Here is a 13,452-nt window from a genome sequence, read left to right as displayed (position 1 = left end):
GCGCTATTTCCTTAACGTGGCGTTGAACCTTCTTTCCAGAGAAACGAGGATTTTCTGCGTCGTTTCGTTGACTTCTTCATCGGTTAATGTGCGCGATGGATGTTGCAAGGTCAAGCCGATGGCGACGCTTTTTCTATGCGGATCAATACCTTTGCCTTGGTAGACGTCGAACAGCCGCAGCTCCTTGAGGCCTTCTCCGGCGTTTTCGCGGATGTCGGCCAGCAGGTCTCCGGCGGCGACGGTTTCGTCCACCACCAGCGCCAGGTCACGCCGCACTTCCGGGAAGCGCGACAGCTCGCCGAAGCGCGGCAGACTGCCGGTGGTCAGGGCATCCAGCGCCAGCTCGAAGAGGAACACCGGACGATCCACGTCCAGTTCGCGCGCCACTTCCGGATGCAGGGCGCCCAGGTAGCCGACCGGCTGCCCTGCCCTTTCGATCAGCGCGGTCTGCCCCGGATGCAAGGCCGGATGCTCACCCGCCACGAAGCGGAAGTCGCTGCCCGCACCGGACTGGGCCAGCAGCGCCTCGACATCGGCCTTGACGTCGAAGAAGTCCACCGCCTCACGGCCGGACGACCAGCTCTCCGGCAGGCGCGAACCGCAGACGGCACCCGCCAGCACGTTTTCCTGCACCAGGCCTTCCAGCTGACCGACGAATCTCAGCCCCGACTCGAACAGCCGGACGCGGTCCTGCTGACGGTTGAGGTTGTACTGCACGGCCTTGACCAGACCCGGCCACAGCGAAGAACGCATGGCGGCCATGTCGGTGGAGATGGGGTTGGCCAGCATCACCGGTTGCGCCTCAGGGGCGAACAGCCGGAAGGTCTTTTCGTCGATGAAGCTGTAGGTGATGGCTTCCTGGTAGCCGCGAGCCACCAGCAGGCGACGCAGCTGGCTCAGCTCGCCCTTGCTCTCGGGCAGGGGCTGCGGCGCCAGGCGGGCCTGGGGGAAACGAATCGGCAGCTGGTTGTAGCCATAGAGGCGCGCCAGCTCTTCGATCAGGTCCACTTCGATGCTGATGTCGAACCTGTGACTGGGCACGCCTACCTGCCAGCGACCGGCTTCCAGGCGGGCCACGGCCAGGCCCAGGCCGCTGAGCAGCCGCTCGACCTGGGCATCGTCCAGGGTCAAGCCCAGGACGCGCTCGATGCGCTCGGCGCGCAGCAGGATTGGCTCGACCTGCGGCAGGTGCTCGGCACTCACCGCCTCGATCACCGGACCTGGTTCGCCGCCGACGATGTCCAGCAGCAGGCGGGTCGCCCGCTCCATGGCCTTGCGCGCCAGCTCGAAGTCCACGCCCCGCTCGAAGCGGTGGGAGGAATCGGTGTGCAGGCCATAGGAACGGGCCTTGCCAGCCACGGCGATGGTGTCGAAGAAGGCGCTTTCCAGGAACAGGTCACGGGTACCGGCGGCGACACCGCTGTGCTCGCCACCCATGACGCCGGCGATGGCCAGGGCGCGTTCGTGGTCGGCGATCACCAGGGTGTCGTTGCGCAGTTCGATGTCCTGACCGTCCAGCAACACCAGGCGCTCGCCGGCATCGGCCAGGCGTACGCGGATGCCGCCCTTGATCTGGTCCAGATCGAAGGCATGCATGGGCTGACCCAGTTCGAGCATCACGTAGTTGGTGACGTCGACGGCGGCGTCGATGCTGCGCACGCCACTGCGGCGTAGGCGCTCGACCATCCAGTCCGGGGTCGGGCGGGACAGGTCGACGTTCTTGACCACGCGACCCAGGTAGCGCGGGCAAGCCTGGGGAGCCAGCACCTCGACCTCACGGGTCTCCTGGTGCACGGGCGCTACCGGCTCGACCTGCAGCGGCTCGACGGTGGCGTTGTACAGGGCACCCACTTCCCGCGCCAGGCCGGCGATGGACAGGCAGTCGCCGCGGTTCGGCGTCAGGTCGACGTCGATGATGGCGTCGTCCAGCTGCAGGTAGCTGCGGAGGCTCTCGCCCACCGGCGCAGCGGCCGGCAGTTCCAGCAGGCCACTGTTGTCGTCGCTGATCTGCAGTTCGCTGGCCGAGCAGAGCATGCCATGGGATTCCACGCCGCGCAGCTTGGCCTTCTTGATGGTGAAGTCACCCGGCAGGGTGGCGCCGACGGTGGCGAAAGGTACCTTGAGGCCCGCGCGCACATTGGGCGCGCCGCAGACCACCTGGAAGGACTCCTGGCCGTTGCTGACCTGGCAGACATTGAGCTTGTCGGCATCGGGATGGCGCTCGACGGAGACCACTTCGCCGACGATGACGCCCTGGAAGCTACCGGCCGCCGCTTCGACGCCGTCCACTTCCAGGCCGGCCATGGACAGCCGGGCAACCAGATCCTCGTGCGTAGCCGCGGGGTTCACCCAGCTACGCAGCCATTGTTCACTGAATTTCATAGGACTCCCGTCTGGCAGCTAGCGGAATTGCGCCAGGAAGCGCAGATCGTTGTCGAAGAAGAGGCGCAGGTCGTTGACCCCGTAGCGCAGCATGGCCAGGCGCTCGGCACCCATGCCGAAGGCGAAGCCCTGGTACTTCTCCGGATCGATGCCGGCCATGCGCAGGACATTGGGATGGACCATGCCGCAGCCCAGCACCTCGAGCCAGCGCGAGGCCGGTTCGCCATCGCGACTCGGGCGACGGATGTCCACCTCGGCCGAGGGCTCGGTGAAGGGGAAGTAGGACGGGCGGAAGCGCACTTCCAACTCTTCCTCGAAGAACTCGCGCAGGAAGGTCACCAGGGTGCTCTTGAGGTCGGCGAAGCTGACTTCCTCGTCGATCACCAGGCCTTCGACCTGATGGAACATGGGCGAGTGGGTCTGGTCGCTGTCGCAACGGTAGACGCGACCCGGGCAGATGATGCGGATCGGCGGCTGCTGGCTCTCCATGGTGCGGATCTGCACCGGCGAGGTGTGGGTGCGCAGCAGCATGTTGGCATTGAAATAGAAGGTGTCGTGCATCGCCCGCGCCGGGTGGTGGCCGGGGATGTTGAGCGCCTCGAAGTTATGGTAGTCGTCTTCGATCTCGGGACCGGTGGCGACACCATAGCCGATGTTGGCGAACAGGCGCTCGATGCGCTCCAAGGTACGGGTGACGGGATGCAGGCCACCGGAGGCCTGACCGCGCCCGGGCAGGGTCACGTCGATGCGTTCCGCGGCGAGGCGAGCGGCCAGCGCGGCCTGCTCCAGCGTCGCCTTGCGGCTGTTGATTGCGTCCTGGACACGTTCCTTGGCGGCGTTGATCAGGGCGCCGGCCTGGGGGCGCTCCTCCGCCGTGAGGTGGCCCAGGGTCTTCATGATCTGGGTCAGCTCACCCTTCTTGCCCAGGTAATTGACCCGGAGCTGTTCCAGGGCATTGGTGTCTTCGGTGTGCCGCACGGCCTCCAGGGCTTGGGAGACCAGCGCATCCAGGTTTTCCATCTAGGGACTCCAGATACAAAATAGGGGAAGAGCTATGAGGCTCTTCCCCTATCGATAACGTTGCTTCGCGCACGAAGCGCGAGATTGCCGGGGGGCTTAAGCCAGCGAAGCTTTAGCTTTCTCGACAATCGCAGCAAACGCCGCTTTTTCGTTCACGGCCAGATCGGCCAGTACCTTACGGTCGATCTCGATGGCCGCTTTCTTCAGGCCGGCGATCAGACGGCTGTAGGACAGACCGTTGATACGAGCACCAGCGTTGATACGAGCGATCCACAGAGCGCGGAACTGACGCTTCTTCTGGCGGCGGTCGCGGTAGGCGTATTGGCCTGCCTTGATTACCGCTTGCTTAGCGACGCGGAAGACGCGCGAACGGGCACCGTAGTAGCCTTTGGCGAGCTTCAGGATTTTCTTGTGACGGCGACGAGCGATGACGCCACGCTTAACACGAGCCATGAGTAACTTCCTCTAGATTCTTGACCAGGATTAACGAAGGCGCAGCATGCGCTCGACCTTTTGGACGTCGGATGCATGCATCAGCGACGTACCGCGCAGCTGACGCTTACGCTTGGTGGTCATCTTGGTCAGGATGTGGCTCTTGAAAGCGTGCTTGTGCTTGATACCACCAGCAGTCTTCATGAAGCGCTTCGCAGCGCCGCTCTTGGTTTTCATCTTTGGCATGTTCGGATACTCCGCATTGAGTGATTACGCATAACTGCAAGGCCTGCCAGTGCCCTGGTAGTTACTTTTTCTTCTTGGGGGCGATGACCATGATGAGTTGACGTCCTTCCATCTTAGGATGCTGCTCAACGGTGCCGTGTTCGACGAGGTCAGCTTCGACCCGCTTCAACAGCTCCATGCCCAGCTCCTGGTGGGCCATCTCCCGGCCGCGAAATCTCAACGAGATCTTGGCCTTGTCCCCCTCGGTTAGGAAACGTACCAGGTTGCGTAGTTTTACCTGGTAATCCCCTTCTTCCGTCCCTGGACGAAACTTGATTTCTTTGACCTGAGCCTGCTTCTGGTTCTTCTTCGCCGCCGCGACTTGCTTCTTCTTCTCGAAGACGTGCTTGCCGTAGTCCATGATCCGGCAGACCGGGGGTACGGCGTCGGCGGTGATTTCCACCAGATCCAGCTTGGCGTCTTCAGCAGCCTGCAAGGCCTCCTGGATGGAGACGATGCCTACTTGCTGACCATCGGCGCCAATAAGGCGAACTTCCCGGGCGGTGATATTTTCGTTGATCGGTGCCCGAGGTGCGGCTCGCTTGTCTTGTCTCATGTCACGCTGCTTGATAGTGATTACTCCGATTCTTGCCGGCCACGCCGGGAAACCGCTTGCGTGAGCAGCTCGCGGAAACGCTCGATGGGCATGGAGCCCAGGTCAACGCCTTCACGGGTACGCACGGCAACGGATCGTGTCTCAACCTCCCGGTCTCCAATAACCAGGAGATAGGGAACCTTGAGCAAAGTATGCTCGCGGATTTTAAAGCCGATCTTCTCGTTTCTCAAGTCGGCCTTGGCGCGGAAGCCCTCAGCGTTCAATTCGCCGACGACCTGCTGGGCGAAATCGGCCTGCTTGTCGGTGATGTTGAGCACCACCGCCTGGGTCGGGGCGAGCCAGGCCGGGAACAGACCGGCATAGTGCTCGATGAGCATGCCGATGAAGCGCTCGAAGGAACCGAGGATGGCGCGGTGCAGCATGACCGGACGCTGGCGGCTATTGTCCTCGGAAATGTAGCTGGCGTCGAGACGCTCGGGCAGGTTCGGATCGTATTGCAGGGTACCACACTGCCAATTGCGGCCCAGGCAGTCCTTGAGGGTGAATTCGATCTTCGGCCCGTAGAAGGCGCCCTCGCCCGGCTGGTATTCCCAGTCCAGACCCGAGGCATCCAGCGCATCGGCCAGGGCCTTCTCGGCGCGATCCCACAGTTCTTCGGAACCGACGCGCTTGGCCGGCCGGGTGGACAGCTTCATGATCACGTCGGTGAAACCGAAGTCGGCGTAGACCTGCAGGGTCAGCTTGATGAAGTCGGCCGCTTCCTTCTCCACCTGTTCCTCGGTGCAGAAGATGTGGGCGTCGTCCTGGGTGAAGCCGCGCACGCGCATGATGCCGTGCAGGGCGCCGGAGGGCTCGTTGCGGTGGCAGGCACCGAACTCGGCCAGGCGCAGCGGCAGGTCGCGGTAGGACTTCAGGCCCTGGTTGAACACCTGCACGTGGCAGGGGCAGTTCATCGGCTTGACCGCGAAGTCGCGATTTTCCGAGGCCGTGGTGAACATGTTCTCGGCGTAGTTGGACCAGTGCCCCGAGCGCTCCCAGAGGATACGGTCGACCACCTGGGGCGTCTTGATCTCCTGGTAGCCGTGCTCGCGCTGGACCTTGCGCATGTACTGCTCGAGCACCTGGTAGATGGTCCAGCCATTGGCATGCCAGAACACCATGCCGGGCGCCTCTTCCTGGAGGTGGAAGAGATCCAGCTGCTTGCCGATGCGGCGATGGTCGCGCTTCTCGGCTTCCTCGATGCGCTGGATATAGGCGGCCAGCTGCTTCTTGTCGGCCCAGGCGGTGCCATAGATGCGCTGCAGCTGCTCGTTCTTGGAGTCGCCGCGCCAGTAGGCACCGGACAGCTTGGTCAGCTTGAAGGCCTTGAGGAAGCGCGTGTTGGGCACGTGCGGGCCCCGGCACATGTCGACGTATTCCTCGTGGTAGTACAGGCCCATGGCCTGCTCCTCGGGCATGTCGTCGATCAGGCGCAGCTTGTAGTCCTCACCCCGGGACTTGAACACCTCGATGACCTCGGCGCGCGGGGTCATCTTCTTGATGACGTCGTAGTCGCGGTCGATCAGCTCGCGCATCCGCGTCTCGATGGCCGAGAGGTCGTCGAGGGTGAAGGGACGCTCGAAGGAGATGTCGTAGTAGAAGCCTTCGTCGATGACCGGACCGATGACCATCTTGGCGGTCGGGAACAGCTGCTTGACCGCATGGCCGACCAGGTGGGCGCAGGAGTGGCGGATGATCTCCAGGCCGTCCTCGTCCTTGGCGGTGATGATCTGCAGGTTGGCATCCTGCTCGATGAGATCGCTGGCATCGCGCAGCTGGCCGTCGACACGGCCGGCGATGGTGGCCTTGGCCAGGCCAGCGCCGATGGACTGGGCGACTTCGGCGACGGTGACGGGCTTGTCGAACGGACGTTGACTACCATCGGGGAGAGTAATGACAGGCATGGCGCCTCCTCAACTCAGTGGTGACCCATACCAAGGGCCACATGGTGGGATTGGCCAGTAAGCAGCCGCATCGCTGGAAATCCCGCCGCACAGTGGCAGGGCCGCAAGGCATTCCGGGGCGACGCGAAAGGATCACTGGAAGTTTTGGGACGGAAATCCTTTCAGAAACGGCCACCTGGCGCAACCGCGCCGATGACTCTCACCCTCTCAGCGCGTGGCGTCGGGGTACTTCTTGAGGAACTGCTTCTGCATCTCCTGGCAGTTCTCCATCAGCGCCTGCCGATCGGCCGGAGTGGTTTCCGGGGCATTGGCGCGGGCCAGGCACTGGTCGATGGCCTGCTGCTCGTTGGCCCTGTTGGTCGGCGTGGCGTTGTGGCGATAGACATAGATGATGGAGCCGAACACCACCACCGCGAACAGGATCGACAGCAGGATCAACCCCAGGCAGCCACCCTTGCCGATCTGCCGCCCTTCGCCACCCTGAGTCATCGCCTGCTCCTCGCTGTGCCGGGCCCCTCACGCGCCTGCGGCGAATCGTCTGGCGGCCCCTGGAAAAAATCGTCCGCCAGTCTACGTGAAAAGCCGGACCACCACGACCGAGGCGCGAGGTCACACCCCTTGCGTTGCCCAACGGGCCGGGAGCCAACCCACCGTCACGGCCGTGCCAGACGAAGACTTACGGTCAATCAGGCGCTTTACCCACTATCGATAAATCCACTCTTTTTTATACCGCCGAACGACACAGCAAGTTGTTCAGCCGCTATTCAAGCAAACCCTTCCCGCATTAATTGGTTGTTAAGAGATACAGCGGAATATCAACCCCAGGCACCACGCAACTTCGTTCTGGTACCTGAGCGATAACCTTCACTTCAATTGCATATCCCGCTGGAGGCAGCAAATGAACGTCAAGAAGAAACTGGCAAGCAGCCTGCTGGTCGTCGCCATCGTAGCCGCCTGCTCATCCGCGGCCTTCGCCGCGACCCACGCGTCCGCCCAGAATGAACTGGGCAGCTTCCAGGCCTTCTCCACCCAGGGCCAGAGAGCCTTCACCGACATCTCCGCCGCGCGCCTGGAGTTGTTCCAGGGTCACACCAAGAAGGCGGTCGCCCAGGTTCAGGATGCCCAACAGGCGCTCAAACTGGCACAGGCGGACAATACGGCTTTCAAGAAAGCCGCCAGTGAATTGAACGTCAAGGACAATCAGGGCAAGGCCGATACCAGTACCACGGTAACATCCTGGCTACCCATATGGGGTGACACCCTGGTGCAGGATAATTATATGGCCAGCCCGCAAAAGGTTAAGGCGGTCGCCGACGCCAATAGCAAACTCAAACAGGGCGACGCCAAGGGCGCGGCGGAAACCCTGCGACTGGCCGGCGTGGATATCGATACCGCCCTGGCCCTGGCCCCGCTCAAGCAGACCATCGCCGACGTCGACCAGGCGGCCAAGCAACTGGCCAGTGACAAATTCTACGAAGCCAACCTGACGCTCAAGCAGGTGCAGGACGAGGTGCGTTACGCCTCGACGGCCGTGGACTTCACGGCGAACGGCCATGGCCTGCAACCGGCCGGCTCCTTCACCGAGACCGTCACCCCGAGCAGTTGATCGCTCGATAACGGCCAGGGGTGGTCACAGGGCTCCCCTGGCAAGGAATCAGGGCTCATCGACCAAGCCCTGCAGCACGGCAAAACGAAAAAGGGCGACCCTCTCGGATCGCCCTTTTTCGTTACCCGCCAGCAGTGCGGGTTTTGTTTGGTAGGCACGATTGGATTCGAACCAACGACCCCCACCATGTCAAGGTGGTGCTCTAACCAACTGAGCTACGTGCCTGCTGTGGGTGCGCATTCTACAGCGCGAGCGGTGAGCGTCAAGCCCTTTTTTCAGCTAAACGCCTGAAAACGTGAAATTTTTTTGAAGACCTAGGAAAGACGCCGCGCCGGCCGCCGCGGATAAAGCAGGATGGAAAGCCAAAGCGCCAGGGTTTCCACGGTGACGGCCAGGGCCAGGCCCAGCCCCACGCCCCAGGCGATGGCGGCGGGGGTGAGCACTACCTGGTAGCGGTACTGCAGCAGGGTTTCGTCACGCAGCTCGGGGTTGGGGCGGACCAGGATGTGCCAGGCTCGCTCGTACCAGGGGCCCTGCAGCGCCTGCCACTCTTCGTTGAACAGCGCATTGCGCCTGATCAGCACGCCGAGGCTATCGGCATCGCTGCGAAACACCGGGTCTTCGCTGGCCTGGTAGTGGGCCAGCAGGTTGTCGAGACTGCCTTCGAAATATTGCTGCGCAGTACGGCGGAAACCGCTCAGCGCCTGCTCGGATTCGCTACGGTGGGCGTCCACGCGCTGCTCGTAGTCGAGCATGAAGCCGGGAATCTGCACCCCTACCAGCAAGGCCAGGGTGAACAACAGCAGACGGATATAGCTACGCAGCATCGCGGGGTGGGTTCCTGTCTAGACACGGCCTTGGGTGACGATCTCGCCATTCCACCAGAGGTGCCATTCCCCTGGCTGGTGCAGGGTCCAGACCTCGTCGGAGGTCAGGGGTTCGGTGGCGATGATGGTGACGACATCATCCGGCGTGGTCTCGGCCTTGAAGTCGATGTGGATTTCCGCATCGCGCAAATGAGCCGGACCGAAGGGCGCGCGGCGGGTGATATGGGCCAGCTTGGTGGTGCAGAAGCTGAACAGCCAGTCGCCATCGCTGAGCAGGCAATTGAAGACGCCTTGCTTGCGAAAGCCGTCGCAGGCGTTCACCAGTTGCGGCAGCAGCATCTCCACCGGCACCGGCTCGGGGAAGCGCTCGCGGACCTGGTCCAGCAGGCTGCAGAAGGCCGTCTCGCTGTCGGTGTCGCCGACCGGGCGGTAGAAGCGCGGTTCGGGCCGGAAATCCCGCAGCTGGCCATTGTGGGCGAAGCTCCAGTAGCGCCCGCCCAGTTCGCGCACGAAGGGATGAGTGTTGGCCAAGTTGACGGCGCCGACGTTGGCATGGCGGATATGGCCGATCACCGTGTGGCTCTTGATCGGGTAGCCCTGGACCAGCTTGGCCACCTCCGAGTCGGAACCCGGCAAGGCATCCTTGAACAGGTGCAGGCCCCTGCCCTCGTAGAAGGCCACGCCCCAGCCGTCCCGGTGCGGACCGGTACGGCCGCCGCGCTGCATCAGGCCCTGGAGACTAAAGACCAGATCCGTGGGCACGTTGGCACTCATGCCCAGCAATTCACACATGTCCGTTCCTCCGGGATGGCTGCTCGTTCAACCGCGGCTGCAGCCGCTGCCCATGCCGATCATGCTGCAGGTACGACGTCTCACGCGCAAGCCTGGTTTAGAGGCGCGGCTCGACGCGCTCGCTGCGGCCGCGGGGCTCGCGACGCTCGACGGGCGCCATGGCGTCCGGCTGCGGCTGATCCGTGGGGGCGGCGGTGGCGACCGGCGCGGGCAGCGGATGGGAACGGCGGTACAGCCAGCGGATCAGGACGAAGACGAGATAGAGCACCACGCCGATGCTGCCGGCCGCGGCCAGGTTGGCCACCGCCGACCAGGCGCTGTTACCGACCTTGAACACCAGGTCCAGCACCGTCACGGCGATCGCCGGGGCATAGAGGCCGTGCTCGGCATCCACCAGGGCGGGCGTCACCAGCAGCACCGCCACCACCAGGCGGATGGGTTCGCGCAACCAGCGCCAGAGCCAGCCGGTGGCCTTGAAAGACACCACCAACAACAGCAGCGCGGCGATGGCGTAGACGGCCCAGGCGATCAGGTACTCTTGCTCGGTCATTGCGATCCATGGCGATAGCGGGAAGGGGAAGCCTATGATAGCGGTTTTGCCCCGCCCGCGTGATCTTGCGCGGCGCCCAAGGAGCCCGCATGACCCAAGCCCCCATTGCCCGCCGCGCCCCTGGCGACGATCCCTACGTCTGGCTGGAAGACCGTGACGCCCCCGAGGTGCTGGCGCACCTGGAGGCCGAGAACGCCCATCTCGAAGCCCAGCTCGCCCCCCAGGCCGCGCTGCGCGAGCAGCTGTTCGAGGAGATCCGCGCGCGCATCCGCGAGACGGACCTGTCCTTGCCGGTGCCGCGCGGCGACTACCTCTACTACCAGCGCACCCAGGCCGGTGACGAATATGGCCGCAACTATCGTTGCCGTCGGCCGGCCGATGGCGACCTGACGCCGGATCCCGCGACCGAGGAATTGCTGTTCGACGGCAACGCCATCGCCGATGGCGGTTTCCTGTCCGTCGGTCGCTTCACCATCAGCCCGGACCAGACCAAGCTGGCCTACAGCCTCGACCAGGTCGGCGACGAAACCTACCGGCTCTATGTGAAGGACCTGGCCAGCGGCGAGGTGACCGAGCTGCCCTTCGACGAATGCGACGGCAGCCTGACCTGGGCCAACGACAGCCGCACCCTGTTCTTCGGCGAGCGCGACGAGTCCCATCGGCCGCACAAGCTCTATCGCTACCACCTGGGCGAGGCCGAGCCGCAGCTGGTCTTCCACGAGACCGACGGGCGCTTCTTCCTCGGCTGCTATCGCTCGAGCTCCGAGCGCCAGCTGCTGTTGCTCTCCCACAGCAAGACCACCAGCGAAGCCTGGGTGCTGGATGCGGAGCGCCCGGACGAGGCCTTCGTCTGCCTGGCGCCTCGCGCGGAAGGCCACGAGTACTTCCCCGACCATGGCGTCGATGGCTGGTACATCCGCAGCAACCAGGACGGCATCAACTTCGCCCTGTACCAGGCCGCCGAAGACAGTCCCACCCGCGCCCACTGGCAACTGCTGGTGCCCCACGATCCCGAGGTGATGCTGGAGGATGCCAGCCTCGGCGCCCAGGCGCTGGTCCTGAGCCTGCGCTCGGCCGGCCTGCCGATCCTGGAAGTACGGCCCTACGGCCAGGCGCCCTACCGCGTCGATCTGCCGGACGAGGTCTACAGCCTCGACGCCATGGACGTGCTGGAATTCCACAGCCCGGTCATGCGGCTGCGCTACGAGGCGCTCAACCGTCCGGCGGAGATCCGCGAGCTGGACCTGGCCAGCGGCAGCCAGCGGGTGCTCAAGCAGGTCCCGGTGGAAGGCCCCTTCGATGCCGATGCCTATGAAAGCCGCCGCCTGTGGGCGACCGCCGCCGATGGCACGCGCATCCCCATCAGTCTGGTCGGGCGGCGCGATCTGCCGCCGAGTGCCCCGCTCTACCTCTATGGCTACGGCGCCTATGGCCACAGCCTCGACCCCTGGTTCTCCCATGCGCGCCTGAGCCTGCTGGATCGCGGCGTGCGCTTCGCCATCGCCCATGTACGCGGTGGCGGCGAGCTGGGCGAGGCCTGGTATCGCAGCGGCAAGCTGGAACACAAGCAGAACACCTTCGACGATTTCATCGCCTGTACCGAGCATCTGCTGGACCAGGGCCTGACGACGCCGCAACAGGTGGTCATCAGCGGAGGCAGCGCCGGCGGTCTGCTGATCGGCGCGGTGCTCAACCAGCGGCCCGACCTTTATGCCGCGGCCATCGCCGAGGTGCCCTTCGTCGATGTGCTCAACACCATGCTCAAGCCGGACCTGCCGCTGACCGTCACCGAATACGACGAATGGGGCGATCCGAACGAGCCCGAGGTGCGCGAGCGCATCGCCAGCTACGCGCCCTATGAAAACGTGAAGGCCCAGGCCTATCCGGCCATCCTGGCGGTGGCGGGTTACCACGACACCCGGGTGCAGTATTGGGAGGCCGCCAAGTGGGTGGCGCGGCTGCGCGAGCGGCGGACCGCCGAGGAGCCCCTGCTGCTGCTCAAGACCGAATTCGGCGCGGGCCATGGCGGCATGAGCGGCCGCTACCAGGCGCTGCGCGACGTCGCCCTGGAATACGCCTTCGTCTTCCGGGTGCTCGGCCTGGCCGCCTAGCGACAGGGAACGGCGGGGGCTCTGGGCAGGTCTTCTCCACAGCCATAGGAGAATCTGTCATGCACCTAGATGCCCCCACTCCCCCTCTCGCCCCTCCGCCGCGCGACGCTGCCGCCGTCACGGGCGTGGAACGCCTGGCCTCGGTGGCCGGCGGTGGCCTGCTGATCAGCCGCGGCCTGGCGCGTGGCGGTCTGCTCGGCCTGCTGACCGGCGCCACCGGTGCCTGGTTGCTGAAGCGCGGCCTGCGCGGCCAGTGCTCGATCAAGCGCACCCTGACCAAGGTGCGTTTCGAACGCGACGTCCGTCGCTCGCTGGCCTGGCATTCGGCGGCGTCCCAGACCCGCCGGATCGTCATCGCCCGCCCCCGCGATGAGCTCTATCGCTTCTGGCGCGACTTCTCCAACCTGCCGATCTTCATGCGCCATATCGAACGGGTGGACGTGCTCAACGACCGCTATTCCCATTGGGTGGTCAAGGCACCCATGGGGCGCTTCGAGTGGGACGCCGAAGTCACCGACGACGTGCCGGGCCGGCTGATCGGCTGGCGCTCCTGTGGTTATGCCGGCCTGAACAACCTGGGCTGGGTCAGCTTCGCCGATGTACCCGGTGGCACCGAGGTCACCGCGGTAATGGCCTACGAACCCCCGGCCGGCCGCCTCGGCCATCTGTTCGCCCGCCTGCTGCGCCGCGACCCAGGCACCCGCATCGCCCAGGACCTGGCCGAACTCAAGGTGCTGCTGGAACGCGCCCATGCGGTGGGCGACCGCTACAGCGCGGTCGAGCGTGCCTCCCATATGGAATCACCGCTGGGCTGATCCCCACCTCGCTGCGGCGTCTCTGCGGAGACGCCGCCTTCCGAGCCGGCCAACCTCTACCGACTTGTCTCGTAACGACCTCCGCCACGCCTTTGCGACACCTCGAGGGCCCTCGGCGGGCCATCGCTTGCGA

13 protein-coding genes and 1 tRNA gene are annotated in these 13,452 nt (G+C 64.5%); 3 read left to right on the top strand and 11 right to left on the bottom strand.

Translation table 11 applies throughout. The annotated features are described in order from the left end of the window. Positions 1-3: 3 nt before the first annotated feature. The 7 genes from pheT to FSV73_RS05795 form a co-directional block, all read right to left on the bottom strand. Positions 4-2,382, bottom strand: a complete 2,379-nt coding sequence (pheT, locus tag FSV73_RS05825) for a phenylalanine--tRNA ligase subunit beta (protein WP_145005240.1) — start codon at positions 2,380-2,382, stop codon at positions 4-6. Between the two features lie 18 nt (positions 2,383-2,400). Next, on the bottom strand, positions 2,401-3,402 hold the full coding sequence (gene pheS, locus FSV73_RS05820) for a phenylalanine--tRNA ligase subunit alpha (RefSeq protein WP_017638834.1): 1,002 nt from the start codon (positions 3,400-3,402) through the stop codon (positions 2,401-2,403). A gap of 96 nt (positions 3,403-3,498) precedes the next feature. Beyond that, the gene (rplT, locus tag FSV73_RS05815; protein WP_007159199.1) at positions 3,499-3,855 is read right to left on the bottom strand and encodes a 50S ribosomal protein L20; all 357 of its coding nucleotides are present in this window, start codon (positions 3,853-3,855) and stop codon (positions 3,499-3,501) included. 30 nt (positions 3,856-3,885) lie between these two features. Next, entirely contained in the window at positions 3,886-4,080 is a 195-nt protein-coding gene (rpmI, locus tag FSV73_RS05810) for a 50S ribosomal protein L35 (protein WP_058762411.1), read from the bottom strand. 61 nt (positions 4,081-4,141) lie between these two features. After that, complete coding sequence (gene infC / locus FSV73_RS05805; protein WP_145005237.1) at positions 4,142-4,675, bottom strand: translation initiation factor IF-3; 534 nt, start codon at positions 4,673-4,675, stop codon at positions 4,142-4,144. 20 nt (positions 4,676-4,695) lie between these two features. Continuing rightward, positions 4,696-6,618 (bottom strand): threonine--tRNA ligase, encoded by a 1,923-nt coding sequence (gene thrS, locus FSV73_RS05800; protein WP_145005234.1) that lies wholly within the window; start codon positions 6,616-6,618, stop codon positions 4,696-4,698. Positions 6,619-6,825: 207 nt separating this feature from the next. Beyond that, positions 6,826-7,107, bottom strand: a complete 282-nt coding sequence (locus tag FSV73_RS05795) for a hypothetical protein (RefSeq protein ID WP_145005230.1) — start codon at positions 7,105-7,107, stop codon at positions 6,826-6,828. Positions 7,108-7,516: 409 nt separating this feature from the next. Here FSV73_RS05795 and FSV73_RS05790 point away from each other — a divergent pair, with 409 nt between their 5' ends. Then, positions 7,517-8,224, top strand: coding sequence for a YfdX family protein (locus FSV73_RS05790; RefSeq protein ID WP_145005227.1), 708 nt, complete (start codon positions 7,517-7,519; stop codon positions 8,222-8,224). Between the two features lie 148 nt (positions 8,225-8,372). Here the strand turns inward: FSV73_RS05790 and FSV73_RS05785 are convergent. From FSV73_RS05785 to FSV73_RS05770, 4 genes are all read right to left on the bottom strand, one after another. Beyond that, positions 8,373-8,449: transfer RNA gene (locus FSV73_RS05785), tRNA-Val, on the bottom strand. Between the two features lie 89 nt (positions 8,450-8,538). Next, on the bottom strand, positions 8,539-9,051 hold the full coding sequence (locus FSV73_RS05780; RefSeq protein WP_145005224.1) for a DUF2937 family protein: 513 nt from the start codon (positions 9,049-9,051) through the stop codon (positions 8,539-8,541). An 18-nt stretch (positions 9,052-9,069) separates the two neighbouring features. Then, positions 9,070-9,843 carry a class II glutamine amidotransferase gene (locus FSV73_RS05775; protein WP_145005221.1) on the bottom strand — a complete coding sequence of 258 codons (774 nt, stop codon included), beginning with the start codon at positions 9,841-9,843 and terminating at the stop codon, positions 9,070-9,072. Positions 9,844-9,940: 97 nt separating this feature from the next. Further along, on the bottom strand, positions 9,941-10,393 hold the full coding sequence (locus tag FSV73_RS05770; protein ID WP_145005218.1) for an MFS transporter: 453 nt from the start codon (positions 10,391-10,393) through the stop codon (positions 9,941-9,943). Between the two features lie 89 nt (positions 10,394-10,482). Here FSV73_RS05770 and FSV73_RS05765 point away from each other — a divergent pair, with 89 nt between their 5' ends. Both FSV73_RS05765 and FSV73_RS05760 read left to right on the top strand, forming a co-directional pair. Further along, positions 10,483-12,504: a S9 family peptidase gene (locus tag FSV73_RS05765; protein WP_145005215.1), complete on the top strand. Its 2,022-nt coding sequence runs from the start codon at positions 10,483-10,485 to the stop codon at positions 12,502-12,504. A gap of 59 nt (positions 12,505-12,563) precedes the next feature. Continuing rightward, on the top strand, positions 12,564-13,319 hold the full coding sequence (locus FSV73_RS05760) for an SRPBCC family protein (protein ID WP_145005212.1): 756 nt from the start codon (positions 12,564-12,566) through the stop codon (positions 13,317-13,319). Positions 13,320-13,452: the final 133 nt, after the last annotated feature.

The sequence above is a fragment of the Pseudomonas oryzihabitans genome (assembly GCF_007665395.1).
GTDB classification, from domain to species: Bacteria; Pseudomonadota; Gammaproteobacteria; order Pseudomonadales; family Pseudomonadaceae; genus Chryseomonas; species Chryseomonas psychrotolerans_C.
The sequence above is the reverse complement of the archived record's forward strand: the minus strand, read 5'-3'. Positions and strand labels throughout refer to the sequence as shown.